A 24,948-nucleotide genomic window follows, 5' to 3' on the forward strand; every position below is an offset into this window, starting at 1 on the left:
TATTTATAAGCCAAAATAAACGATAGCAATCTTTTCGGAAAGTGAGGAATGATGTAAAGTGGGTTATTATGATGATCATTCACAAAACCGCTTCAGGGAACAGAAAGGAAACAGGGGTGGAGTTTTCCTAGCCAGCGTAGTTGGTGCGATACTTGGTGCAATTTTAGTAATCATTGCTATTCCAGCCTTATCCAATCGTGGGTTCCTCCCCTACCAAATTGATACAAATGAAAACAATGCAGTAGAATCAACTAACAATAATAATGATCAGAATTTCATCCATAAACAGGTTGCCTATGATGTGAACACAAATACAACGAAGGCTGTTGAAAAAGCAGCTGATGCGGTTGTCGGAATCAATAATATCCAGTCCACCAGCTTTTGGTCAGATAATCAAGCCGATTCAGAGGAAGAAGCCGCTGGAACAGGCTCTGGAGTTGTCTATAAGAAGGTTGGGGGTAAAGCTTTCGTTGTCACAAACCATCATGTGGTTGAAGGGGCGACAAAGCTGGAAGTAAGCTTGATCGACGGGACAAAGATTCCTGCTAAGCTGCTCGGCAGTGATGTCTGGACTGATTTGGCTGTCCTAGAGGTCGATGCGGACAAGATAAAAAAGGTAGCTGAATTTGGTGATTCCGATAGTTTAAAAATGGGTGAACCCGTTATTGCGATCGGGAACCCGCTTGGTGCAACCTTTTCAGGGTCGGTCACACAAGGAATTATCTCTGGACTTAAGCGGACGATTCCGGTTGATATTAATCAGGATGGATTAATCGACTGGAATGCAGAAGTACTGCAAACCGATGCGGCCATTAATCCAGGAAACAGCGGCGGGGCCTTAATTAATATTACCGGCCAGTTGGTTGGAATTAACTCCATGAAAATTGCACAAAATGCAGTTGAAGGAATTGGATTATCCATCCCAATCAATTCAGCCCGGCCAATTATCGATGATCTTGAAAAGTTTGGAACGGTTAAACGTCCATATATGGGAGTGGATTTAAAATCAGTCTCTGAAATTCCAGCCTACTATCAAGAAGAAGCGTTGAAATTGCCTCGGTCAATCAATTATGGTGTAGCCTTACGACAAGTCGTACCCAATTCGCCAGCCGCTCAAGCAGGCTTGCAAGAGTTGGATGTCATCGTAGAGATGGATGGGCAAAAAATTAACGACGTCATCGATCTTCGGAAACATTTGTACCAGAAAAAGAAAATTGGCGAGCAATTGGAGATTAAATATTACCGTGAAGGTAAGTTGAAGCAGACGACATTAAGATTAGCAGCAGAAACAACTCAATAAAAGCGTAGGCAAAACAGGAAAGTGAACCGTTCACTTTCCTGTTTTTATTTGTGTTATGATGTATTAGTTATTGAGGCAGTTCGTATGACAGAACGTTTTACTGTAAACAATAAAATTAATTATGAAGTGTAAGAAAGGTTGAAGTGAAAAATGATTTATAGCTGTGAGGAACATGTGGAGATTGCTTTAGATGATATTGTGGACCAATATCAAACATATCCAGTATTATCACAAATCCCTGTGGATAAGTCATCAACAGGCTGTGAATATTGTGAAAAACAAGCTGTATATATGGTGGCGAACAAATGATTCCATACAAGATGTGGATAAAAATTGTGAATATGTGGATAACTTCTGTGGATATCTTGTTTGTAAGCTGTTTGTAATCAAGTTGAAAAGGGTTGTGGATTGTGAATATCTCGATTGTTACGGTTGGTAAATTGAAAGAGAAATATTTAAAACAGGGTATTGAGGAGTATTTAAAACGACTAACTGCCTATGCAAAAGTTGATGTCATTGAAGTTGCCGATGAAAAAGCACCTGAAATATTAAGTGAGTTGGAAATGGTGCAAGTAAAGCAAAAAGAAGGCGAAAGAATTTTAGCAAAGATAAGCCAGGATACATATGTAATTGCCTTAGCGATTCAGGGAAAATTAAGCTCATCCGAGGAACTTGCTGATTCACTAGACAAGCTAGCTACCTATGGAAAAAGTAAGATTGCCTTTGTGATCGGAGGGTCATTGGGCTTAAGTGAGGAAGTCATAAAAAGATCGAATGAGCAGCTTTCTTTTTCGCGGATGACCTTCCCCCACCAATTGATGAGGCTCATACTCGTTGAGCAGATATATAGAGCGTTTCGGATTAATCGGGGGGAACCGTACCATAAATAAATGAGGTTTTTTAAGGAGCCGGAAAAGGCTTCTTTTTATTTGTTTTTTTCATATTAAAATTGTCCCTTTAATATAGTACTAAATATATACTTGTCGATTTTTTGGTAGTCCTTGAATGTTGCAGTATGAAGGAGTTGAGGAGATTGCCCAAGAGTTCCGATAAGAAATCTGATCTTAATGTCATCTATATCGTACTGGACGACGTGGGTTATTCAGCATTAGGCTGTTATGGTTCAGAGATTGAAACAGCTAATATTAATTCATTAGCAGAAAACGGTCTTAGGTACAATAACTTTAATGTAACCCCTTTGTGTTCACCTACCCGTGCTTGTCTACTAACAGGCCGTAACTGCCACTCGGTGGGGGTGGGAATCATAACGGATATAGATTGGGGGCCTCAATATCCTAATAAACGAGGAAGAATTTCAAACTCGGCTGCCACCTTGGCTGAAATTTTAAAGTGGAATGGGATGGCTACTTATATGGTTGGAAAGTGGCATCTGGTTCCAGGTCATGAAGCTGCATCGAGCGGGCCATTTGAAAACTGGCCGCTCTCAAAAGGCTTTGAGCGGTATTATGGCTTTTTATTAGCGAATACGGATCAGTATGCGCCAGATTTAGTTTTTGATAATCATCGTGTAGACAAACCTGATAAATCTAATTACCATTTATCAGAGGACCTGGTTGATAAGTCGCTCGAATTTTTGACGGATCATCTCTCTGTTACACCTGACCGTCCCTTCTTTCTGTACTTAGCCTTCGGGGCCACGCATGAGCCCCATCAGGTACCAAAGGAATTGATCGAAAAATATGAAGGGGTATACGATAAAGGCTGGGATCAAATCAGGGAAGAGAGATTCAACGTGCAAAAGCAAATGGGAATCATCCCGCCGTACACCGAACTCGTAGAACGTAATCCAGGAATTAAGCCATGGGATGAACTGACAAAGAAAGAAAAATTATTGTTTACCAAATTCCAACAGACGTATGCTGGATTTCTTACTCACACAGATCAGCAAATAGGGAGATTACTCGATTTCTTGAATTCAAAAAACAAGATGGGTGATACCATTATTGTGTTACTTTCTGATAATGGAGGAAGCCAGGAAGGAGGCTGGAACGGTTCTATTAACGATTCTGCCTACTTCAATGGGATTGAAGAAAGTGTAGATCAGATGTTTACTCAAGTAAATGAAATAGGAGGTCCGTTCACAACCCCCAATTATCCTAAAGGTTGGGCGCAGGTTAGTAATACACCTTTTAAATATTATAAGCAGAATACGTTTTATGGAGGGACTCACGTTCCCCTAATCATCCAATGCCCTCAAAGTATTCTAGATCCTGGTTCCATTCGTTCACAATTTTATCATGCGATTGATATTACTCCTACTATACTAGAACTCCTAAACATTGAAGCACCTAAACTATATGAAGGTGTTCCACAAATGCCGCTCCATGGTGTGAGTATGTTGGATACATTTACAGAACCGCTTGCCCCATCAAAGAGAAAAACTCAGTACTTTGAAATGCTCGGACACCGTGCTATTTGGCAGAATGGATGGGTGGCTGTTACCTATCATGAAAGAGGAGTCCCTTTCCAGGAGGATCAATGGGAGTTATACCATGTAAACCAGGATTTTTCCCAAAAGTATAATTTAGCAAATAAGTATCCAGATAAATTAAAGGAGCTTCAAGCAATTTGGTGGGAAGAAGCGAAGAAGTACGGTGTTCTTCCTTTAAATGACAATCCGTTTATAAAAGGTTATTACGGCTTGCAGGAGGGAAGAACAACGTTCACATTCTATCCTGGAATGGCTCATTTGCCATCAACTGCTGCTCCACAACTAACCCTTTCCTCTTATTCCATCACCATTCCTATCTTTCGTTCCAATCCTTCAGAAGAAGGAGTCTTACTTGCTCATGGAAATCATTCAAGCGGCTATACATTATATATAAAAGATAACTACCTATTCTATGAATATAATTATGTTGGCACCGTCTATAAGATTCAATCGTCCGTACAAGTACCTATTGGGTCTTCAACTGTAAGATTTGATTTTAAACGAAGTCAAGAAACGAGTGGAACGGGTAAGCTTTCTATCAATGGACTGCAAGTTGGTACACGTTACATGCCTCGTACATTATCATTTCTTATTTCTATTGAGGGAATGGATATAGGCCGGGATCGATTAACTTCTGTGAGCGCTAACTACCCAGTTCCGGAATTTCCGTTTACCGGGCAAATACAGAAAGCGGTTATTGAACTGTATAATGACCCGATGTTTTTTAAAAAGAAAAAAAGAGATCCAATCTCCATTAATATAAATGGTTCAATTTCTTATCTTTAGAGAAAGGAGGTAGACAATTGGGGAGTTTTCACATTCTTGCTAAGCCGACAGGTCCAATTTGTAACCTTGATTGCAAATACTGTTTTTACACAGAAAAGGAAGTGTATTATCCGAAAAATCATTCATTCCGAATGTCTGATGATGTTCTAGAGTCGTATATTAAACAATATATTGACTCACAGGATACACAGGAAATTATCTTTGCCTGGCAAGGGGGAGAGCCAACATTAATTGGCTTAGATTTCTTTCTAAAAGCAGTTGCTCTGCAAAAAAAGTATGCTAACGGGAAGCGAATCACTAATACGATTCAAACAAATGGAACATTATTAGATGATCGCTGGTGTGAATTCTTTTCAGCCGAACGTTTTCTGGTAGGTTTAAGCTTGGATGGACCCGAGGCTATTCATGATAAGTACCGGATTGACCGTGGGGGAAAACCTACGTTTGAATTGGTCATGAAGGGCATATCCCTGTTAAAGAAGCATCACGTCGAATTTAACGTCCTAACCTGTGTCACGAGACATTCTGCTTATAAAGCTCTGGAAATATATCATTTCTTTAAGCAGCAAGAAATTCAATATATCCAGTTTATCCCTATTGTAGAAAGGGAAGTGAATGAAGGAGCGGCAGAGCTGTCTCTAAGACATGCGACCCCGCCTTCTTTTTTAGTAGAAGAAGCACAACAAACAGTCACTCCTTGGACGGTAGAACCTGAAATGTATGGAGACTTCCTCATTCAAATATTTAATGAGTGGGTTCTGAAGGACGCAGGTTCCGTTTTTGTCATGAATTTTGAATGGGCGTTAGCTGCTTGGATCGGGATTCCGTCACCAATTTGTATTTTTGCAGAAGAGTGTGGCCGAGCAGTAGCGATGGAACACAATGGGGAGCTGTTTTCCTGTGATCATTACGTGTATCCTGAATATCGATTAGGAAATATTACTGACGGTTTATTAAATAGTATAAATCATCCAGCGCAGCTTGCCTTTGGTCGAAAGAAAAGGGACACACTTCCCTCAGTGTGTAGAAGCTGCCAAGTTCGATTTGCTTGTCAGGGGGAATGTCCTAAACATAGATTTCTCGTTTCAGATCAAAATGAACCAGGATTAAATTATTTATGCGCTTCCTATAAAAAATATTTTACACATATTACTCCGTACATGAAAATAATGAAGCAACTGCTACAAGATGGATTGCCTGCTTCCTATATTAAAGAAATACTTATGAACCAAGGTGGTTTATAAATATCTAAAAAAGGGTTTTTATACCTCATTTTGATTAGTCACGGTGAACCTTACCATAAATAGAGGCAGTTTTACATTTCAAATTTTTTCCATAGAATTCTATCACTTCTAACACCCAATTATAGTGCTTGATTACGTTTCTTTTCTTGATACAACAAAAAAGGGGCTGTCACAATAATGTTCTGTGGCAGCCCTAGAAAACCCGAGAGATTTTTGAAGAAGGGAGAAACTATTATTTTCTGTCTATAAATTATCCATAAAAACCTCTATCATTGTTAGTTCTATTGTAATCCGTAAGGCTGCAAACCATCCTTTTTGACCTCAATACGCCAGACTTCATTTTTCGATGACTCTGTTACATAAAGGTATCCATTATGAAAAGTCAGATTGGTGGTAAATGTCCCCTCATCCTTAGGCAGGCGAATGGTACCGTATTTAAATCCACTTGCATCAAGTACGACAATTTCACCAGCCTGGAAATGGGCTACATAAAGATTGCCCTCCGTATCGACGGCCAAGCCATCTGGACCGATTCCGCCTTCAAATTGACCGAAGACAAACGGCGTTTCACGTGCGTCTTTAGCATTTTTTGAAGGTACGGAGATAATTCGGTTTGTAGCGAATTCAGAGATATATACACGTTGACCGTTAGCTGAAATCGCAATCCCATTTGGATAAGCAATCCCTTCTTGAAAGAGTACTGGTTCTTTACTATTCGGTGGCAAGTAGAAGACACGTCCTGTTGGTTTCGTTGCACTGGATCCCATTGGCTCTGTAAAATAAAGTCCACCATCTTGGTCAAACACGAGGTCATTTAGTCCTTTTAAAGGGCTACCATTGTAAGAATCAACAATGGTTGTGCGATCTCCAGTAGTAGGGTCATAGGCATAGAGTGTTCCAGTAACATCCGTGATAAAAAGGCGTCCATCCTTGTGAAACTTGGCCCCTACAGGGAGGAGCCCTGCATATTTTTCTATGATTGAAATCTTATCGTCTTCGACCTTAATAATTTCACCTGTAGGCGGACTAACCATCCAAATATTTCCGCTGCGGTCGAAATTAATGCCCTCCATAAATCCACTTCCAGCTGCGACCTTTTCCCATTTACTACTAGGACTGACAATTTCTGAAATGGAATGTCTTTCCCCTTTTGGCACCGGTTTTGTTACATATAACGATTTTGCTCCAACAACTGTAACAGTAATAAGGGAGAGGATGATTAATACGGTTAGTGCTAATGCCCTTTTTTTCATTTGATACATTCCTCCTTGTTAACCTATAAAGGTCAAATGATAAAACTTTCATTTATTCAGCTCCCAGAATTTTTACACAGGGAGCCTGTATATCGTTTTAATTTATCATTTTATTATGAATATAAACAATATAGGAAAGTATCTGAATTTAATAAAAAATAAGTAATTTTTTCTTCTATTTAATTAATTTGTAGTTTGTTAGACTAAAAGTTTTAGACTGTAATCCTGGCTGGAATTGTATCTTGCGTTGTTGATGGATAATTCCTAATTAACTGCAGGTATAAATGTGATTTTATTCAAAGTTTAGGTAACACAAAACTTCGTCAAAGAATAGGTTGTAAAGGTAGTGAATTAGAGGAGGTCATTTTATGCAACCATATATTAACCAGGATGCTATATATGCTGAAAGAGATATGGAGAATTTCCATAAAAAGTGCAAAAAACATATCTACCAGTTTGTTCAAGTGGAACTAAATGATGGATCTGTTTACCAGGGCATACTTCATAGCTATGACAGGGAGAAAATGTATATTCTTATGCCGAAGATGGAGCATTCTCATATGCCAACGCACACAATGGATGCAGGCAGCGAAAGCAGCGAAAGCAGACAGTTTTTCCCTTTCTTCGGACCATTTGGGTTATTTGGGTTCCCTTTCTTTGGGATAAGAAGATTTGGGCCATTTTTCCCCTTCTTTATTTAAAAATCTATACAAAAAAGGCCTGTAGTGGATAGGTACCTACAGGCTTTTTCTATGTGTGGGCGGCAAACATCCAGTCTGGGGAACACGAACTTCATACAAGGCTAGGTATCATTGGATAAGTAAGTTCTAAAACTCGTTATGAACCTATGCGTAATTATCCTTATTTTTTATAAAATTTTCATTCGTTTATCCTTACATAATAAATTTAGATAGGTCCTGTATGAACGCACAACAGTATTGATTTGAAATGGTGATATAGATAGAAAAGGATTGAAAAAGCTACGTATGCCGATGAATGAATTTTTGTCGCATTTAAGAGATAGGAAACTATATATATTAAATTCCATGTTTGTCCATTTCTTAATATGCTTGTTTAACATAATTTATATCAAAACCTACGTTTAATTGGAGGCTCTTATGTCTAATCAAATTAATATTTTCAACCTGCACGTAAACGGGATGGCATCAAATGCAAGCATTAATATAGGAAGAATCTTACACAATAGCCATACTGCAAACTTAAAATTATTTGGTGCTAATTTTTCAATGGGAGATTATTCCCCTGCTAATTCCGTGATTATTACGGTGACTCAAGATTCAGATATAAGTGATCAAGGTCAAAACGAAAATCCATCTTCATCAGACAAAAGTCAATGATGGTGGTGTGAGAGGTCGGGGGTTAATCCCCCCTCCTACTCGATGAAAAAAACAATTAAGAGCAATCGCTCATGAATGTTTTCTATAGGGGAGTTTCTAAATAACTATTTAGTACATAAAAATATTCTATAGTCCAAAGCCCCCTGATATTTTACCATTAAATGAAAATGCTGATGTATAACCTCATAAAGTTTAGGTTCAATATGCTCTGAGTACTGGAATTCAGGCATTGAATGGTTTTGAAGGATAGATGGTTTTTTCATAAAAGTATTTATATTTTTAAAACTAGCCTGTTGAAATAAGGTTATCCAATCCTTTTCCGTGAGGATAGAATCTAACCCATAAAATTGTTTAATTTCCTCTTCGGAATTCACCCTAAGACTCCCATTAACGGTAAGTTCATTTGCAATAAACCGACCATCATGCTTTAATAATCGAAATATTTCCTTAAGTGCTCTAGGCTTGTTGACAAAAGAAAGAACAGATTCGGAAATAATAAAGTCATAGTGGCTGTCTTTTAACGGGCATTTTTCTATTGAGCCCTGAATAATGTCCACCGGTAATTGGTATTTTGTCATTCTATTTTTGGCTTTTTCTATCATTATAGGGTTGATATCCAGCCCTGTTACTTTTGCACCATAATGGGCTGCTAAATAGGCAGCTGTTTGGCCGGTACCACAACCCACATCTAAAATTCGAGAAGAATTGTTAATCTTTTCATTCTCGAATATTTTCTTTGTTAGTTTAATACCACCAGGATGTGCACCGCTTACACCAAATTTTGACAAAAAATCTAAATATATTGAAGCCCCAATGACAACCACCTTCTCCATTTATCTTATTTATATAATATGATTATAAAAATAAGATGGTTCCTTTCAAAAGATGGCTGAGGTCCTCCGCATGTCCTTTTGTTTACTTTAATATTCTCCTTTAATAACAAAATACGAGCCCCGAATTGTTCCAGCTAGTTTAGACTTCTGCCTAGCAAACTTAAACTTCCCTTCTAACTCCTTTGGTACCTCCATCCCCTCAGAAAGCTTAAAACCAACAGCTCGCTTCGGCTTAGGGTCATCAACCGTATACATGACGTTGACCCCAAGACCATCCTCATAAAAGACGTAGGCCATTTTGATATTTTCCACTTGAAAACGTGACGTTTCTAAAGGTTTGGCCGCAAACTCAATATCACGTTCTTCCTTTAAAATTCGATTCACATAATCAAGTGTGTCCTGGCTTTCGCTAGCTGGTACAACCGTAAATTCATGTTTGTATTTGTTCATAAAATAACGGGCTTCATTGGCACGTAAACCAGCAAGTGCTTCTGCTACAGGTGAAGACTCTAAACCAACCGTAGACACATTTTTAAAATCAACGATATAGGACAATTCCATCCTCCTCCTTTTAGCTCTTTATTTCCTAACAACCGGAATCCAAATTTCACCAAATACTAAGCCATTTCGCTGCCCCATCTCAACCGTTGCATTTGGCCCGCCAACATAGGCAAAATTCTTTGCTTCTGGCAAGACTTGACCAAAGGCAATGCCGGTAAGCTTATTACTCAACTCATCAGCCGTTTTCGCTTCCCCATTAACAACAAGGTATTCCCCTTTAGGAAATTGGATAACCCTGGATGCTTCTGGTAACGATGTCTCTGTCATGACGCCAGCATAATGCATCATCTTGTTATTCACCGCTTCGTTCACGGCAAAAATGTAGTCATTAGTGGCTAGTGTCTTTAAAGTGTCAAGCCTTCCATCTAGTTTGACGGACCGCCAAAAATCTGACTTTTCCTTACTTATGCCAATATAGTCTGTGTAATCGCTCTTAAGCTCAGTTCCAAAACCTAAAACGGTAAAGCTGTCTTTTTCTTCTAGGGTATAATCTGCCATAATTAAAACCTTCCTTTTTTTAATATTAATCAAATGATTTGTCTTTCCACTTGATAAGTTTATAATAGCCTTAAATCATGTCAAAAAATGACACTGTTTAGGAGGTCCCGATGAAAAAAGTTGAACGGATTAATATCATCATGCGGTATATCAACAATCGCGCCCACTTTACAATTTCTGAAATCATGCGGGAATTTAACATCTCTCGTTCGACAGCTATTAGAGATATCAGAGAAATTGAAGCTATGGGGATGCCGCTTGTCGCTGAAGTTGGTAGGGATGGGGGTTATTTTGTCATGAACAACTCTGTCCTGCCCACTGTTCGCTTTACTGATAATGAAATTAAAGCTCTTTTTATTGCCTTTATGGCCACAAGAAATCAACAACTCCCCTATCTAAAGAGTCGTCAGTCTTTAGCTGAAAAGTTACTAGGCCTCATCTCAGAAAACCAGCAAGATGACCTTGTTCTTTTAAATCAAATCTTGCTATTTGAAGGGACCAACCCGAATAATCCCGACCTGCTTGATCTGTCAGACCTCCCTCATCCCATGTTTGAAAAACTCATCCAAATCCTTCTTTTGGATAGATATTTATTGATCACTATTAAAGAAGAGAAGATAATAAAATCTTATCCCATTTATCTTTTGCACCTTTATCGTGAAAAAAGCCTGTGGCTGATTGAAGGTTTTGACTTAAAGGAAGAAAAGAAGCAGATTTTTAATGTCGACAATCTCACCAATGTCAAACCCCACCCAACGAAAAAAAGATTAAGTAAGAAAAAGATTGTAGAAAAGCTAAGTAAGCAGGAAGAAGTAATCAACCTTGTTCTTGAACTTGGTCCAAAAGCGATTGCTCAGTTTAAAAAATACCACCCTTTAAAAGTATCACTTTCCTATACGAATCCTTACCAAGCCACAGCCATTCTAAAGACTTTTATCAATGTTAATAATCCCGAAGAATTGACCGAAATGACAAGTTGGCTGCTTTTCCTAGGTGGGGATATCAAGGTCAGGGAAGTGCCAGAAGAAGTCTTAGAAGGTTTACAAGAGAGATTATGTTTATTCTGCTCATAAGCAGTGCCAGTTAAACCTAGGGCATGAATACGGTATTGAACCGGCCTCATGCCTTTTAATTCGTTTGTTAATATATTTACTAATATATTCTCTATATCGGAAAAATATAAGATGATCCCACAAAATTGAAAGTTTTATTTGGCAATTATGGTATTTTTTGGAGATAATGTATAAAAAACAAAACGCTTACAAGACTTTTAATTGATAATTTTCAGAATTATTATTGACAATATCCGCCTTAGTCATTAATATGATGTTATATAACGTTATTAAATGTTGTGAACTATAATAATATTCTATAATAGTAAAAAAATTGAAGTGAAATACTAAGGGGGATGGAAAATTATGAAAAAGCGAATTTTAAAATCAGTAACTGGGGTCGCATTAAGTGCTCTTCTCACTATTTCATTAGCAGGTTGTGGATCATCCGAAAAGGCAGAAGCAAAGGAAGGAATAAAGGGAAAAGGGAAAATTGTTGTTGGTATGATGGCCGCTACACCTCCATATGAGTTCCACGCCGTTGACGGTGGAAAAGATAAAATAATTGGTTCTGATATTAAGTTAATCGATGAAGTAACAAAAGATTTAGGTGTTAAATATGAAATTAAAGATATGGATTTCGATGGTTTATTAGTAGCTCTTCAAGCCGGAAAAATTGACATGATTGTTTCGGCTATCAGTCCAACAGAGGAAAGAGAAAAAAATGCAGACTTCACGAATGTGTACTATAAAGATAGACACGTAATGGTAGTCCGTAAAAAAGAACTGGACAAGTTTACATCAAATGACGATTTGAAGAAGGCAAGAATTGCTGCTATTAAATCTTCTGTACAAGAACAAATAGTAGAAAAAGAATTTCCAAATGCGGGGTTAAAATTATTAGGGAAATCTACTGAATTAGCTATGGATTTGGCAGCTAACAAAGTAGACGCAGTCCTAGTGGATCGCCCAACTGCTAAACTTCTTATTAAAAGCAACCCTAGCTTAGCGTTAACTGAACTACTATTTGATGACGATACAGCAGGGGCGGCTATTGCATTGCCTAATGATACAGATAAAGAAGTTATGGATACGATTAATAAAACGATTGAAAGAACAAAACCTGATTATGAAAAGTGGTTAATAGACGCAATGTCAAAAGTAAAACAAAATTAACGGTATTCCAAATAATTGACCCGATATGATACAAAATAAAGTTTATTTCTTACCATTGTATCATATCGGTTTGGTGAGCTCGTAAAAACCATTTTAAAAGGGGGGAGTCAATTGAATTTTTCATTTCTTGGAACCTATTATCAATTTTTTTTAACAGGGATCTATATAACCATCATCCTAGCTGTAATTGCGGTGGTATTAGGAAGTATTCTTGGTGTTGCCTTAACCCTTTTAAGACGTTCCAGATATAAAATCGTTAAGTTAATTGGGGACATTTATGTTGAATTTGTAAGAGGTACACCGCTTCTTGCTCAAATTTATATTATTTATGTTGGAGTACCTGCTCTTTTTAATGGAAGTGATATTCCGGATTTGGCGGTAGGTGCAATCGCCTTATCGCTTAATGCTGCTGCCTATATTTCTGAAACAATTCGCTCCGGTATTGAAGCGGTTAGCAAGGGTCAAATGGAAGCGGCAAGAAGTTTAGGGATGAATCAAAGACAAGCGATGTTTGATATTATTATGCCTCAAGCATTTAAAAACATTTTACCAGCCCTGGGTAATCAGTTTATCGGAAGCATCAAGGATTCTTCTATCGTCTCTGTTATCGGTGTGGCTGAGCTGATGTATAAAACAACCATCGTTAGAGGAAATACGGCATTAGGATTGGAACCAATCCTCGTAGCGTCTCTTGGCTACCTAGTACTGACATTTACTTTGTCGAGATTACTGGGGATTGTTGAAAGGAGGTTGAAGACTAGTGATAACCGTTAAGGATTTACATAAGAGTTTTGGAAAAAATGAGGTTTTAAGAGGAATCGATGTCACGATCAATAAGGGTGAAGTAGTGGTTGTCATTGGTCCTTCAGGCTCAGGTAAAAGTACGTTCCTAAGATGTCTCAACCTATTGGAGACTCCAACAGGCGGAAGCATTCTGGTGAATGGACAAGATATTACAGCTAAGAATGTCAGTATTGACAAGGTGAGGGAAAAAATGGGAATGGTATTCCAGCAGTTTAATTTATTTCCTCACAAAACCGTTTGTCAAAATATCTGCCACGCTCCCATTAAAGTAAAAAAGATGAAGTCAGCCGAAGCAAAGGAATTAGCGGTAGAACTACTAAAAAAGGTAGGTTTATTGGAAAAGATAGACGCTTATCCATCTTCCTTGTCCGGCGGCCAGCAGCAGCGAATTGCCATCGCAAGAGCGCTTGCGATGAAGCCTGAGGTCATGTTATTCGATGAACCTACATCTGCTCTGGATCCTGAAATGGTTGGAGAGGTTTTGGCTGTAATGAAAGACCTTGCTAAAGAAGGAATGACCATGGTCGTTGTCACACATGAAATGGGATTTGCAAAAGAAGTGGGCGATCGAATTCTGTTCATTGATCAAGGAAAGATTATGGAAGAAAATAATCCGAAGGAATTTTTCGAAAATCCAAAGCACCCAAGGACTATTGATTTCCTATCAAAGGTGTTATAAGTGAGGTTTGATTATGAAAGTAATTGGTTTAGGTGACAATGTCGTAGATAAATATGAACATATTCGTACCATGTATCCAGGAGGAAATGCACTGAACTTTGCCGTCTATGCCAAAAGGCTTGGAGTGGATGCGGCCTTTTTAGGTGCATTTGGAACAGACCGAGAAGCAGTACACGTACAGGAAAGTATCCAGCAAATTGGATTGGATATCAGTCATTGTAAGGTTTATGAAGGAGAGAACGGCTGTGCCAGAGTTACCTTAAAAGAAGGAGACCGGGTGTTTTTAGGAAGCAACCGCTGCGGTGTATTAAGGGAACATGGATTAAATTTAACCGCTGCTGATTTGAACTATATCAAAGAATTTGATTTAGTCCACACAGGCCTTTATGGGTTTACAGAACCGGAATTACAGAAGCTTAAAGAAGTGGGTGTCCCCATCGGCTTCGACTTTTCATCCGATTTTACAGAAAATCAAGTGAATGAAATTGTTCCATTTGTAGATTATGCTTATTTTTCCTGCAGTCATTTAAGGATAGATGAGATGCTTAATCTGATGTTAAAGGTGACAAAAATGGGCTGTAAATTAGTGCTATGCACCATGGGGGAAAAAGGGGCTCTATTATTCGACGGTGCCAAATTCTACGTGCAGGAACCAAAGCTTGTTAAAGCAACCGACACAATGGGAGCAGGCGATTCTTTCATTACTTGCTTTATGGTGAACTACATAGGCCAAATCAAAGAAGGCATTTTTGATCAAGACCAAATCATTACAAAGAGCCTGGAGAAAGCAGCCGATTTCTCATCCCAGCAATGCCTGGTTGACGGCTCCTTTGGTTACGGAAAGGTGTATGAGTAAGGACCCATTAATGTAAAGGTTTTATAAAAATAAAGATTATTGGAGGAGAAACAAGTGGAACTAAATTATATCGTGGGACAAATTAAGGAGAAATATATGTGGAAACTAGAATATTAATCTATAAATATTTAATAAAACAGGTATCGTTATGAACGATACCTGTTTTATTAATGGGATAAGGGAACAAAAGATAATTTTTTCTATGGGAATAAGGACACTTCACTGCCATTGACAGAGAAGTGTCCAGATCCATTTAAGTTGTGATCGTTAAAGCAATTAATTCAGTTCGTGTTTTAAAGTTAGAAGTATGAATAGGGATTTTGCTTTCATCGTATATGATTTTATCGATATTAAATACTGTATCACCAATATCACAATCTAAATATTCAGCTTCTAGACTTGTAGCCGGGACAACCGTAATGATTTTATGGGCAGAACTGGAATTCATGTTAACGTTATAAATGTTTTTTAAAACATCATAGGTTGATATATTTTCAAGGAAGTGACTGGCTAAATCAGGGAAGCGCTCTAAGGAGTAATGAGTTTCATCAAGGGTAAAAGGGTAGTCATCCATAAACATTAGTCGGACGAGCCTTAATACAGGTGAGCTAATGGCAATTCGAAGAGATTCCGCTATTTCAGGAGAAGCTTTAATTTCCTCGCAAACAAGAATCCGCTTTGAAGGACTTTTTCTTAACTGTTTGTTAAAGTCAGTAAAACCATCAACTGAAACTAATTCCCTTGCGAGTTTAGTCCGCATGACAAATGTACCTTTTCCTTGTTTGCGTTCTAGAAGACCTTCCTCGGTCAACTCCTGAATGGCTCTTCTAACTGTTATTCGGCTGACACCATAGATCTCACATAATTCTGCTTCGTTAGGGAGCCTCTCACCTTGTTTATAAATTCCTTGCAGAATCGAATCCTTAATGATTTGTTTTAATTGGTCATATAAAGGTGTTGAAATAGAATTGTTTAATTTCATTGTATATGTTCCTTTCAAACAATAAGTCGTTATATAATATTATATAACAAAAATGTTTTTAATGTATATATTGTTTTAATATTCTTAAAATATATTAACCTTTATGACCGTTTGAATTTTATATTACTAATTTTCAGAATTATAGTTGACATTTTTACACTTGAGTATTAATATAATGTTATATAACGTTATAATATATAATAGAACTTAATTGGAGGAGAAAAAATGGAATTAAATTATATCATCTCAGAAATTAAGGAAAAACAACCGGAAATAAAGAGTGTTCATTTTGTAGGCTGCGGTGCTTCTAAAGCAGAATTATATCCTGCAAAGTATTTCCTGGAGGCTAATTCCAAACAGCTTCGTGTCAGCTTATTCACAGCAAATGAATTCAATTATGCGACTCCAGTATCTGTGGATGACACCAGCATTGTTATTACTTGTTCTCTAGGTGGATCTACTCCAGAAACTGTTGCTGCTACAACAAAAGCAAAAGAATTAGGCGCACATGTAATTGCTGTTACATATGAAGAAGGTTCTGCGATTACAAAAGATGCGGATTATGTAGTTTACCATGGCTGGGCTGCTAATTATGGTGCGAAAATGGAGAAGATGACTAAGGTATTAGGTCTAGCAGCTGAAATCCTAAATCAATTTGAAGGCTATGAGCACTACAGCAAAATGCAAGATGGATTTTCTAAAATCTATGACTTAATCGAAAACTCTGTGTCCTCTGTGCTTCCACAAGCAAAGGCATTTGCAGATGCTTACAAAGATGATCAAACCATTTATGTAATGAGCAGCGGTGCAACTCATGAAGTAGCGTACTCTTTCTCGATCTGCTTACTAATGGAAATGCAATGGATCAACTCAGGAACATTCCACGATGGGGAATTCTTCCACGGTCCTTTCGAAATCGTAGACAAAGATGTACCATTCCTACTATTGATGAATGATGGCAGAACAAGGGATATGGATTCACGCGCACTTGAGTTCCTAAATAGATTCGATGCTAAAACAACTGTCGTAGATGCAAAAGACTTTGGCCTAGGATCTGCGATTGCAAAAGAAGTCGTTGATTACTTTAACCCAATGTTAATCTCAGGTGTATTACGTGTGTATGCAGAACAATTAGCTATAGTTAGAAATCATCCACTTACAAAAAGAAGATACATGTGGAAGTTAGAATACTAACCTGATATATTTGTTATAATTTTTCAAGAGACTGGTATTAATATTTAATACCAGTTTTTATATTTTTTATAAATGGCTCTCTTTTTTATAACCTAAAAGGAGAGACTTGATTTATCAAGAGCTTTGATCCTTTTCTACTTAATTAACGAAATATCTGTGTATTATACTCCCAAAGATTCCATCACGTCTTTTCATTGCTTTACTTAGATTCCTAAATCGAATAAGAAAAACTCCTGAAGCTATAAATGATTAAAATATCAAATGAATCCTTGCTATCCCCACAGAGGATTGGTTAAATATTACTTGATAGTTATCAAACATTTTATGATTTTACCAACCGTATTTTTTTATTCCTTAATACTTTAATGCAGTGTGGGGTACTTGCCCCCCTTTAAAAGAGGGTTTTATATGAGATTTTTAGATCAATCCTTGGCTCAGGAAATTGTAAATCGAACGATGAAAATCATCAACCGAAATATTAATGTCATGAATGAGAAAGGGGTTATTATTGGATCAGGTGATAAGAGAAGGATAGATACTATTCATGAAGGTGCTGTAAGAGTTATAGAAACCCAAACAGGATTTGAAATCAGTGAAGACGAAACGGAACAACTTCACGGTGTCAGGGCAGGAATTAACCTTCCTATTAAGTTCCGTGGCAAGGTAGTGGGTGTCATTGGAATTACGGGAGCACCTGATGAAATCCGTAGCTACGGGGAATTAGTAAAAATGGCAGCAGAAATGATCCTTGAACAAGCAGTATTAATCGATGAAATGCAGTGGGATGAACGATTAAAAGAAGAACTTACTGGTCAGCTGCTGCACGGTGTGGATCAGTTAAATTCACTTTATTTTGAAAGGGTAAAGCGGCTTGGAATAGATTTAGACATTCCACGCGTTGCAATTCTTCTAACGTTTGAAAATAATTCAAAGGGATACAAATGGATCCGAGATAAACTGGATAAAGCTGACCTATATGTAATGCAACCGGATCATATGGTTCTATTAAAAAAAGTAAGCATAAAAGAATCAGAGTGGGAATCAGCCAAAACCTTACAGCAAATGGAAAAATGGGCTGAGGGCTTAGAAAAATATCAAAAATTAGACTGTAACATTTCGGTTGGCAGTTATCATCCAACCATTGATGGAATAGCTAAGTCTTATCGGAAAGCAATATATACTTCGAGTGTTGGTGGAAAACTGGACCCAAATAAAAAAATTTATTTTTACGAGGATTATAAACTGCCTGTTTTCCTAGCACGGGTCAATCAATATGGTATTAGCGACGAGATTGGTCCTTATATTGAACAATTGAAACAGCATGATAAAAAAGGAGAACTACTTGATACGTTAAAGGTTTATGTTGAGGAGAATGGAGACAACCATAAAGTGGTTGGACGGTTATTTATACATCGTAACACGCTCAGATACCGTTTGGACCGTATTACAGAACTGACAAACAAGGATCCGCGTAAAGTAAAGGATTTACTTGAGCTTTATCTATCTTTTTTACAAAATCAAGTGAAATAAATTGTGCAAATGCACAAAAAGGCCTAGCAGAACTAGGTCTTTTTTTGATTGGAGGAACAATGTAAACGACTTGGAAAACGCTTACAATAGTGGTACAAACAACAAGGGGGTATAAATAAGTGGATGGACATATTCAAGTAAGCGCTTTAGGTGCAGTTGTAGCATTAGTTATTGCCATCATTTTAATTTTAAAGAAAGTTTCTCCTGTCTATGGGATGATTGCCGGTGCGTTAGTTGGTGGTCTTGTTGGCGGAGTAGATATTACCGATACCGTAACCTTAATGATGGAAGGGGCTAAAGGGATTATTCCAGCCGTATTAAGAATTTTGGCAGCGGGTGTTTTAGCTGGCGTTCTCATCGAGTCTGGGTCTGCCGCTGTTATTGCGGAAACAATTGTTAAAAAACTAGGTGAAACGAGAGCGTTACTTGCTTTAGCTATAGCAACGATGATTTTAACGACAGTAGGTGTTTTCATTGATGTAGCTGTTATTACAGTTTCTCCTATTGCTCTTGCGATTGCCAAGAGGGCTGGCATTTCGAAAACCGCTATTTTATTAGCTATGATTGGTGGAGGAAAAGCCGGAAACATTATGTCACCAAACCCAAATGCTATTGCTGCCTCGGATGCTTTTAAAGTTCCATTAACATCCATTATGGCTGCTGGAATCATTCCTGCAATTTTCGGGCTTGTTGTCACGTATTTTCTTGCTAAAAAACTGGTGAAAAAGGGTTCGACCGTTCAAGCACAAGAAATTCAATCTCATAACGGCGGGCCGCTGCCTTCTTTTTTACCGGCCCTAATTGCGCCAATTGTGACGATTATTTTATTAGCCTTAAGACCACTGTTCGATATTAGTATTGACCCGATGATTGCTTTACCTGTTGGAGGTATTGTTGGTGCAATCGTGATGGGCAGAGGAAGAAAAGTAAACGAGTATGCTATTTCAGGCTTGGGGAAAATGACCGGTGTGGCAATCATGCTCCTTGGAACAGGTACTCTTGCAGGTATTATCGCTAATTCTGGATTAAAAGATGTTTTGATCGAAGGATTAAATGCACTTGGCCTCCCAGGTTATGTTCTTGCACCGGTATCCGGTATCTTTATGTCAGCTGCAACTGCTTCTACAACTGCTGGTACAGCTGTAGCCAGCCAAGTATTTAGTTCGACGATCTTAGGAATGGGTGTTTCCGCTATTGCCGGTGCTGCTATGATTCATGCAGGTGCAACCGTTTTAGACCACTTACCACACGGCAGCTTCTTCCATGCAACAGGCGGAAGTGTCAACATGGAAATTAAAGAACGCCTAAAAGTAATTCCATATGAAACACTAGTTGGTTTAACGTTAGCTATTATTTCTACCTTAATTTATGGTGTATTTCATTTGTTTGGATAACATCAAATAGACAGGAGAGGGAAAAAGATGAAGATTGTCATTGCGCCGGATTCATTTAAAGAAAGTTTATCCGCACTTGAGGCAGCGGAATCGATTGAAAAAGGTTTCAAACGGGTTATTCCTAATGCTGAATATGTAAAAGTACCAATGGCCGACGGAGGAGAAGGCACGGTACAGTCTTTAGTAGATGCAACTCGCGGTGAAATTATTTCTAAAACTGTAACGGGACCACTGGGAGATCCAGTAGATGCCTTCTTTGGAATCCTTGGCAATAAAACGACGGCTGTAATTGAGATGGCTGCCGCTTCTGGTTTACACCTAGTACCAGCTGAGAAACGAAATCCCCTTGTAACAACGACTAAGGGGACAGGTGAATTAATTGCTGCTGCTCTTGATCATGGTGTTAATCATATCATTATTGGGATCGGCGGGAGTGCGACAAACGACGGTGGTGCCGGTATGGCAAAAGCCCTTGGAGCACGTCTGCTTGATAAGAATGGAATGGAAATTGGAGAAGGAGGCGGCGCTCTTTACCACTTAGCCTCTATTAATCTGTCAGAATTTGACCCGCGCTTAGCACCGATTAATATCGAGGTAGCATGTGATGTAGATAATCCGCTAACGGGCGAAAAGGGAGCTTCTGCTATCTTCGGGCCACAAAAAGGAGCTACTCTAGAAATGATAGCAGAACTGGATAAAAATCTTGGTCATTTTGCTGCTGTTGTCGAACGAGATCTTGGTAAAAAAATTAACGACGTACCTGGTGCGGGTGCTGCTGGCGGCCTTGGCGGAGGACTATTGGCCTTTCTACCTTCAGAATTGAAGCGGGGCGTCGAAATTGTTATCGAAGCCACTGGTTTATCCCACATCGTCAAGGACGCCGATTTGGTTATCACTGGAGAAGGGAAGATTGACGGACAAACCATCTTTGGCAAAACTCCAATTGGGGTTGCTAAAACAGCTAAAAAATATGGAGTCCCTGTTGTCGGAATTGCCGGAAACGTTTCGAAGGATAGTTATGTTGTTCATGAATATGGTATTGATGCGATATTCAGCATTGTCCCTGGGGTGATATTAATAGAAGATGCCTTTAAACATGCAGAAGAATACGTCGAGACAACCGCGTCGAATATAGCTGCTGTTTTTAAAATGAAAAAATAAATGGAATTTTAAATAAGTAGTAAAAAGCAGCTGAGTATAGCTGCTTTTTTAATTGGGTAAACCGTATTTAATATGATGCCGTGATTTTTTACATAAATACTGAATTTCTTTGCAGGTAAATTTACTATTAATAACAAATTCATACTATTTTGAATAATAATGTTTTTAATGTTAACTAGATTCAAAATTCGGTTGACATTTAATTTGAGATTCATTAGTATCATAGTTGTAAATAGTACATATTGATTTTAAGGAGATATAAGAATGAAAATTAAGGAAATTACCTTTGTAGCAGTGTTTGCCGCTGTCATGGGCGCTCTAGGAGTAGTTCCGCCTATTATGCTTTCTTTTACACCCGTTCCCATTACATTACAAACACTAGGTGTCCTTCTTGCGGGAGGAGTATTGGGAGCAAGATTAGGGGCGATGAGCCAAACAATCTTTTTATTACTTCTCGCTGCTGGAGTACCTCTTCTATCTGGAGGAAGAGGTGGACTAAGTGTATTTGTCGGACCAAGTGTTGGTTATATAATTTCATGGCCTATTACGGCTTTCTGTATTGGTTATCTACTATCACGTTTTCAAACTTTAAAAATACAACATATTTTATTTATTAATCTGACAGTTGGAATTCTATTAATCTATTTAATTGGAATTCCTGTCCAAGCATTTATGATGAACATTCCTCTTTTAAAAGCTGTTCAGTTAAGTTTAATTTATATCCCAGGGGATGTCTTAAAAGCCATACTAGCTTCCATTTTAGTTTACAGACTAAGAAAACACCCATTTTTTTCACGCTCATTAGCAACAAGTTATTCCAATCATTTATCTAAAAATATCTAAATCTTAAGAGGCACTAGAATGTGTCTCTTTTTTATAGAGGAGATATATCATGGGAAATATTACAGAATCATATAAGACTTTCGAAAAAATATCCCCAAACAAAATCGCGATCCATACGAATCATCAACAAATCAGTTATCAAGAATGGTATGAATTAATTAATCAAACAGCGAACTGGCTTCATTCTCTTCATTCAGAAAATAAAACAATAGGAATCCTTTTGCCAAACGGTATCCCTTTCCTTCAGCTCTTTGCAGGAGCTTCCAAGGCAGGTTGGATTGCTGTTCCATATGATTTGAAATGGAAGATAACCGAATTGGAAAAAAGGGTGATACTTTCGCATCCTTCTATCATTGTCACAACTAGAGAAATTTACTCTCAAATCAAACAAATCATTCCTAATGTAACGATTTTAGATGATTGTTTACAGGAAATTTCTCAATTTGATCCTACAACTGTAAGAAAAACGGAAGAAAATCTGCCTTTTTACATTGGATTTACTTCTGGTACGACAGGTAACCCAAAAGCTTTTGTTCGCTCTCAAGATTCGTGGGTGGCTAGCTTTGATTGCAATCGTTTTGATTTCGGATTAGATGAATCCGATCAAGTTCTTATTCCTGGTGCCTTAATTCATTCTCATTTTCTGTATGGAGCTATAAGTACCTTGTATTTAGGTGGAACCGTTTTTCTTTTAGAAAAGTTTTCTCCTATTGAAGGACTATCATGGATACATTCCTTTCCAATTACAACGATATATGTAGTTCCGACAATGGTAGAAGCATTCTTGAAAGAAGGAATCCAAGTCGATAAATCTATAAAAATTATTTCATCTGGTGCAAAATGGTCGGATAGATCGAAATTAGAAATCCGTCATATGTTTCCTAACATGACCATGTACGAGTTTTATGGAGCTAGTGAATTGAGCTTCATTACTGTACTTTCTGATAGAGAAGGTATTCAGAAAGCAACATCTGTCGGAAAGCCTTGTTATGGTGTAGAGGTACAAATACGGCGTCCAGATCAGAAATTAGCAATGCCAACTGAGACCGGAAAAATATATGTAAGAAGCAAATTTATGATAAATGGGTACTTTGATTATGAGGGAAGTACCATTCATTCAATACATGATGAAGAGGGATGGGCCACGGTCCATGATATGGGCTATTTTGATGAGGATGGCTTTTTATATATTGTAGGCCGTGAACAAAGTATGATTTTATATGGGGGAATTAATATTTTTCCTGAAGAAATTGAAAAAGTGATTTCCTTGCATCCAGATGTCGAGGAAGTTGCTGTAATAGGCCTTTCAGATTTGTATTGGGGTCAGGTTGTTGCTGCGGTGGTGAAAGGAAAGGGTAGCCAATTAGAGTTAAAAAGATTTTGTAAGACGCATTTATCTTCTTATAAAATTCCACGTAAGTGGTTTTTTCTATCTGAAATGCCATATACAACGAGTGGCAAGATAGCTCGTGCTGAGCTTATAAAACGATTGGAAAGCAAGGTGAGCAGTGATTAAAAGGGCAGTAATTGTCAAAGCGAAACGAACACCAATTGGAAAAACGGGTGGAATGTTACGAGACATTCTGCCACATGAGCTTGCAGCTCCACTCCTCCAACATTTAGCGAAAGGATTGGAAGATAGGATAGATGACATCATTTTGGGAAATGTAGTGGGACCAGGTGGAAACGTAGCTCGAGTTGCTGCGTTAGAAGCAGGACTTCCTATTTCAGTAACGGGAATCACCATTGACCGTCAATGTAGTGCAGGGTTAGAAGCGATTCGAATGGCATGTTACTTTGTCCAAGGTGGAGCTGGCCTTTGTTATATTGCTGGTGGTGTAGAAAGTACGAGTACCTCCCCGTTTCCTTCTAGAGCAAGATTTTCTCCTGAAAAAATTGGCGATCCAGATATGGGCGTTGCAGCAGAATATGTGGCTGGAAAATATGCTATTTCAAAGGAAATGCAGGATGAATATGCGCTATTAAGTTATAAACGCAGCTGGGAAGCTTATGATAAAGGATATTTTAATCAAGAGATCATTCAAATTGGGGATCTCCACCAAGATGAAGAACTTTTTAAGAAAAGAAAGATGGAAGTACTTTTAAATAGGGCAAAGCCTATATTTAAAAAGAACGGTACGGTTACTGCAGCGAACAGTTGTGGGATACATGACGGGGCTTCAGCTGTACTTGTCATGGAAGAAAACATGGCATTGAATAATGGATTCCAGCCTATTTTACGATTTTTGGATAGTGAAGTCTCAGGTGTACTTCCGAATTATCCAGGAGAAGCCCCTATTCCGGCTATTCAAGCCTTAATAAAAAGAAACCAGTTAACCATTGAGGACATTGACCTAATTGAAATAAACGAAGCTTTCGCCTCTAAGATTGTTGCCTGTACAAAAGAACTTTCCATTTCTTATGACAAGTTAAATGTCGGCGGAGGAGCTTTAACGCTAGGACATCCTTATGGAGCTTCGGGAAGTATCATGATCACGAGGCTTTTCTACGAAGTACAAAGACGAAAGGATATCAAATATGTACTGGCCGCGATTGGGAGTGGTGGAGGAGTTGGAGTAGCAGTCCTATTCGAGGTGGTAACATGAAAACTAAGGAACATGAGATTATTTTTCATTTCTGGTGATTACAATCCATTTCATTTAGATATGGAGGCAGCGAAACAACAAGGATTCACTAATAAAATTACCCATGGAATGTTAACAGTGGCCAAAGTGTTAAGTGTACTTTCGAATGAATCTCTCATTCCTCAAGAGTTGTTGAGTCAGTATGAATTTACCTTTATCTCCCCTGTTTATGTGGGAAATCTAGTAACACTGACTATCAAACAAGCGGAGAATGAAATAAGAGTAGAAGGAAAATGTGGAGAAAAGATAGTCGTAAAACGATGTTTGATAGTAGTTAGAGGAAATCCCTGAATAGGGGCAGTTTTTAGTTGCTGGTAATGGTTTTTCAACTAATAGATTCGAATTAA

25 protein-coding genes are annotated in these 24,948 nt (G+C 38.1%); 20 read left to right on the plus strand and 5 right to left on the minus strand.

The window, feature by feature from the left end:
* Positions 1–58: 58 nt before the first annotated feature.
* From ACSU6B_RS16850 to ACSU6B_RS16870, 5 genes are all read left to right on the plus strand, one after another.
* Positions 59–1,300, plus strand: a complete 1,242-nt coding sequence (locus ACSU6B_RS16850; RefSeq protein WP_410886922.1) for a S1C family serine protease — start codon at positions 59–61, stop codon at positions 1,298–1,300.
* 150 nt (positions 1,301–1,450) lie between these two features.
* Positions 1,451–1,609, plus strand: a complete 159-nt coding sequence (locus tag ACSU6B_RS16855; RefSeq protein ID WP_214997474.1) for a CxxH/CxxC protein — start codon at positions 1,451–1,453, stop codon at positions 1,607–1,609.
* 101 nt (positions 1,610–1,710) lie between these two features.
* Positions 1,711–2,190, plus strand: a complete 480-nt coding sequence (gene rlmH, locus ACSU6B_RS16860) for a 23S rRNA (pseudouridine(1915)-N(3))-methyltransferase RlmH (RefSeq protein ID WP_214997475.1) — start codon at positions 1,711–1,713, stop codon at positions 2,188–2,190.
* A 143-nt stretch (positions 2,191–2,333) separates the two neighbouring features.
* Positions 2,334–4,538: an arylsulfatase gene (locus ACSU6B_RS16865; RefSeq protein WP_410886924.1), complete on the plus strand. Its 2,205-nt coding sequence runs from the start codon at positions 2,334–2,336 to the stop codon at positions 4,536–4,538.
* A 17-nt stretch (positions 4,539–4,555) separates the two neighbouring features.
* Positions 4,556–5,782 (plus strand): anaerobic sulfatase maturase, encoded by a 1,227-nt coding sequence (locus tag ACSU6B_RS16870; protein WP_410886926.1) that lies wholly within the window; start codon positions 4,556–4,558, stop codon positions 5,780–5,782.
* A gap of 281 nt (positions 5,783–6,063) precedes the next feature.
* Here ACSU6B_RS16870 and ACSU6B_RS16875 read toward each other — a convergent pair whose 3' ends face one another.
* On the minus strand, positions 6,064–7,035 hold the full coding sequence (locus tag ACSU6B_RS16875; RefSeq protein ID WP_410886928.1) for an SMP-30/gluconolactonase/LRE family protein: 972 nt from the start codon (positions 7,033–7,035) through the stop codon (positions 6,064–6,066).
* A 368-nt stretch (positions 7,036–7,403) separates the two neighbouring features.
* Between ACSU6B_RS16875 and ACSU6B_RS16880 the strand changes: the two genes are divergently transcribed.
* Together ACSU6B_RS16880 and ACSU6B_RS16885 are read left to right on the plus strand one after the other, a co-directional pair.
* Positions 7,404–7,736, plus strand: coding sequence for a hypothetical protein (locus ACSU6B_RS16880; protein ID WP_214997477.1), 333 nt, complete (start codon positions 7,404–7,406; stop codon positions 7,734–7,736).
* 417 nt (positions 7,737–8,153) lie between these two features.
* Entirely contained in the window at positions 8,154–8,393 is a 240-nt protein-coding gene (locus ACSU6B_RS16885; protein ID WP_410886930.1) for a spore germination protein, read from the plus strand.
* A 104-nt stretch (positions 8,394–8,497) separates the two neighbouring features.
* On the opposite strand, the gene ACSU6B_RS16890 is transcribed toward ACSU6B_RS16885, so the two are convergent.
* The 3 genes from ACSU6B_RS16890 to ACSU6B_RS16900 all read right to left on the minus strand — a co-directional run bounded on the left by ACSU6B_RS16890 (position 8,498) and on the right by ACSU6B_RS16900 (position 10,285).
* A complete protein-coding gene (locus tag ACSU6B_RS16890; protein ID WP_410886932.1) occupies positions 8,498–9,226 on the minus strand; it encodes a class I SAM-dependent methyltransferase in 729 nt (242 codons plus the stop codon).
* A gap of 87 nt (positions 9,227–9,313) precedes the next feature.
* Positions 9,314–9,781: a phage tail protein gene (locus ACSU6B_RS16895; RefSeq protein ID WP_410886934.1), complete on the minus strand. Its 468-nt coding sequence runs from the start codon at positions 9,779–9,781 to the stop codon at positions 9,314–9,316.
* 24 nt (positions 9,782–9,805) lie between these two features.
* Positions 9,806–10,285 carry a GyrI-like domain-containing protein gene (locus ACSU6B_RS16900; RefSeq protein ID WP_410886936.1) on the minus strand — a complete coding sequence of 160 codons (480 nt, stop codon included), beginning with the start codon at positions 10,283–10,285 and terminating at the stop codon, positions 9,806–9,808.
* 110 nt (positions 10,286–10,395) lie between these two features.
* Between ACSU6B_RS16900 and ACSU6B_RS16905 the strand changes: the two genes are divergently transcribed.
* From ACSU6B_RS16905 to ACSU6B_RS16925, 5 genes are all read left to right on the plus strand, one after another.
* Positions 10,396–11,358 carry a helix-turn-helix transcriptional regulator gene (locus ACSU6B_RS16905; protein ID WP_410886938.1) on the plus strand — a complete coding sequence of 321 codons (963 nt, stop codon included), beginning with the start codon at positions 10,396–10,398 and terminating at the stop codon, positions 11,356–11,358.
* A gap of 345 nt (positions 11,359–11,703) precedes the next feature.
* Complete coding sequence (locus ACSU6B_RS16910; protein ID WP_214997490.1) at positions 11,704–12,513, plus strand: transporter substrate-binding domain-containing protein; 810 nt, start codon at positions 11,704–11,706, stop codon at positions 12,511–12,513.
* Between the two features lie 111 nt (positions 12,514–12,624).
* Positions 12,625–13,287 carry an amino acid ABC transporter permease gene (locus ACSU6B_RS16915; RefSeq protein ID WP_168241379.1) on the plus strand — a complete coding sequence of 221 codons (663 nt, stop codon included), beginning with the start codon at positions 12,625–12,627 and terminating at the stop codon, positions 13,285–13,287.
* On the plus strand, positions 13,274–13,996 hold the full coding sequence (locus ACSU6B_RS16920; protein WP_410886941.1) for an amino acid ABC transporter ATP-binding protein: 723 nt from the start codon (positions 13,274–13,276) through the stop codon (positions 13,994–13,996). Before ACSU6B_RS16915 ends, ACSU6B_RS16920 begins: the two co-directional genes overlap by 14 nt.
* A 13-nt stretch (positions 13,997–14,009) precedes the next feature.
* On the plus strand, positions 14,010–14,852 hold the full coding sequence (locus ACSU6B_RS16925) for a fructoselysine 6-kinase (protein WP_410886943.1): 843 nt from the start codon (positions 14,010–14,012) through the stop codon (positions 14,850–14,852).
* A 253-nt stretch (positions 14,853–15,105) separates the two neighbouring features.
* On the opposite strand, the gene ACSU6B_RS16930 is transcribed toward ACSU6B_RS16925, so the two are convergent.
* Positions 15,106–15,834 (minus strand): UTRA domain-containing protein, encoded by a 729-nt coding sequence (locus tag ACSU6B_RS16930; RefSeq protein WP_410886945.1) that lies wholly within the window; start codon positions 15,832–15,834, stop codon positions 15,106–15,108.
* Between the two features lie 225 nt (positions 15,835–16,059).
* Here ACSU6B_RS16930 and ACSU6B_RS16935 point away from each other — a divergent pair, with 225 nt between their 5' ends.
* The 8 genes from ACSU6B_RS16935 to ACSU6B_RS16970 all read left to right on the plus strand — a co-directional run bounded on the left by ACSU6B_RS16935 (position 16,060) and on the right by ACSU6B_RS16970 (position 24,892).
* A complete protein-coding gene (locus ACSU6B_RS16935) occupies positions 16,060–17,028 on the plus strand; it encodes an SIS domain-containing protein (protein ID WP_410886947.1) in 969 nt (322 codons plus the stop codon).
* 408 nt (positions 17,029–17,436) lie between these two features.
* Positions 17,437–18,558, plus strand: a complete 1,122-nt coding sequence (locus ACSU6B_RS16940; protein WP_410886949.1) for a sugar diacid recognition domain-containing protein — start codon at positions 17,437–17,439, stop codon at positions 18,556–18,558.
* 119 nt (positions 18,559–18,677) lie between these two features.
* Positions 18,678–19,952 (plus strand): GntP family permease, encoded by a 1,275-nt coding sequence (locus tag ACSU6B_RS16945; protein ID WP_410886951.1) that lies wholly within the window; start codon positions 18,678–18,680, stop codon positions 19,950–19,952.
* A gap of 27 nt (positions 19,953–19,979) precedes the next feature.
* Positions 19,980–21,113, plus strand: coding sequence for a glycerate kinase (locus tag ACSU6B_RS16950; RefSeq protein WP_410886953.1), 1,134 nt, complete (start codon positions 19,980–19,982; stop codon positions 21,111–21,113).
* Positions 21,114–21,377: 264 nt separating this feature from the next.
* Entirely contained in the window at positions 21,378–21,956 is a 579-nt protein-coding gene (locus ACSU6B_RS16955; RefSeq protein ID WP_214997498.1) for a biotin transporter BioY, read from the plus strand.
* Positions 21,957–22,005: 49 nt separating this feature from the next.
* Positions 22,006–23,472, plus strand: a complete 1,467-nt coding sequence (locus ACSU6B_RS16960) for an AMP-binding protein (RefSeq protein ID WP_410886955.1) — start codon at positions 22,006–22,008, stop codon at positions 23,470–23,472.
* Entirely contained in the window at positions 23,468–24,562 is a 1,095-nt protein-coding gene (locus tag ACSU6B_RS16965) for an acetyl-CoA C-acyltransferase (protein WP_410887042.1), read from the plus strand. The genes ACSU6B_RS16960 and ACSU6B_RS16965 overlap by 5 nt, the downstream gene beginning before the upstream one ends.
* 12 nt (positions 24,563–24,574) lie before the next feature.
* Entirely contained in the window at positions 24,575–24,892 is a 318-nt protein-coding gene (locus tag ACSU6B_RS16970) for a MaoC/PaaZ C-terminal domain-containing protein (RefSeq protein ID WP_410886957.1), read from the plus strand.
* Positions 24,893–24,948: the final 56 nt, after the last annotated feature.

Origin of the sequence: Neobacillus sp. C211, from assembly GCF_051842875.1 — a bacterium.
GTDB lineage: Bacteria > Bacillota > Bacilli > Bacillales > Cytobacillaceae > Neobacillus.

What these genes read in the sequence shown, in the direction of transcription:
- ACSU6B_RS16970 (WP_410886957.1), top strand. Translation starts at nt 24,575, where the DNA reads ATGAGATTATTTTTCATTTCTGGTGATTACAATCCATTTCATTTAGAT.
- ACSU6B_RS16885 (WP_410886930.1), top strand. Translation starts at nt 8,154, where the DNA reads ATGTCTAATCAAATTAATATTTTCAACCTGCACGTAAACGGGATGGCA.
- ACSU6B_RS16890 (WP_410886932.1), bottom strand. Translation starts at nt 9,226, where the DNA reads ATGGAGAAGGTGGTTGTCATTGGGGCTTCAATATATTTAGATTTTTTG.
- ACSU6B_RS16905 (WP_410886938.1), top strand. Translation starts at nt 10,396, where the DNA reads ATGAAAAAAGTTGAACGGATTAATATCATCATGCGGTATATCAACAAT.
- ACSU6B_RS16910 (WP_214997490.1), top strand. Translation starts at nt 11,704, where the DNA reads ATGAAAAAGCGAATTTTAAAATCAGTAACTGGGGTCGCATTAAGTGCT.
- ACSU6B_RS16935 (WP_410886947.1), top strand. Translation starts at nt 16,060, where the DNA reads ATGGAATTAAATTATATCATCTCAGAAATTAAGGAAAAACAACCGGAA.
- ACSU6B_RS16950 (WP_410886953.1), top strand. Translation starts at nt 19,980, where the DNA reads ATGAAGATTGTCATTGCGCCGGATTCATTTAAAGAAAGTTTATCCGCA.
- ACSU6B_RS16855 (WP_214997474.1), top strand. Translation starts at nt 1,451, where the DNA reads ATGATTTATAGCTGTGAGGAACATGTGGAGATTGCTTTAGATGATATT.
- ACSU6B_RS16940 (WP_410886949.1), top strand. Translation starts at nt 17,437, where the DNA reads ATGAGATTTTTAGATCAATCCTTGGCTCAGGAAATTGTAAATCGAACG.
- ACSU6B_RS16930 (WP_410886945.1), bottom strand. Translation starts at nt 15,834, where the DNA reads ATGAAATTAAACAATTCTATTTCAACACCTTTATATGACCAATTAAAA.
- ACSU6B_RS16900 (WP_410886936.1), bottom strand. Translation starts at nt 10,285, where the DNA reads ATGGCAGATTATACCCTAGAAGAAAAAGACAGCTTTACCGTTTTAGGT.
- ACSU6B_RS16955 (WP_214997498.1), top strand. Translation starts at nt 21,378, where the DNA reads ATGAAAATTAAGGAAATTACCTTTGTAGCAGTGTTTGCCGCTGTCATG.
- ACSU6B_RS16960 (WP_410886955.1), top strand. Translation starts at nt 22,006, where the DNA reads ATGGGAAATATTACAGAATCATATAAGACTTTCGAAAAAATATCCCCA.
- ACSU6B_RS16925 (WP_410886943.1), top strand. Translation starts at nt 14,010, where the DNA reads ATGAAAGTAATTGGTTTAGGTGACAATGTCGTAGATAAATATGAACAT.
- ACSU6B_RS16880 (WP_214997477.1), top strand. Translation starts at nt 7,404, where the DNA reads ATGCAACCATATATTAACCAGGATGCTATATATGCTGAAAGAGATATG.
- ACSU6B_RS16875 (WP_410886928.1), bottom strand. Translation starts at nt 7,035, where the DNA reads ATGAAAAAAAGGGCATTAGCACTAACCGTATTAATCATCCTCTCCCTT.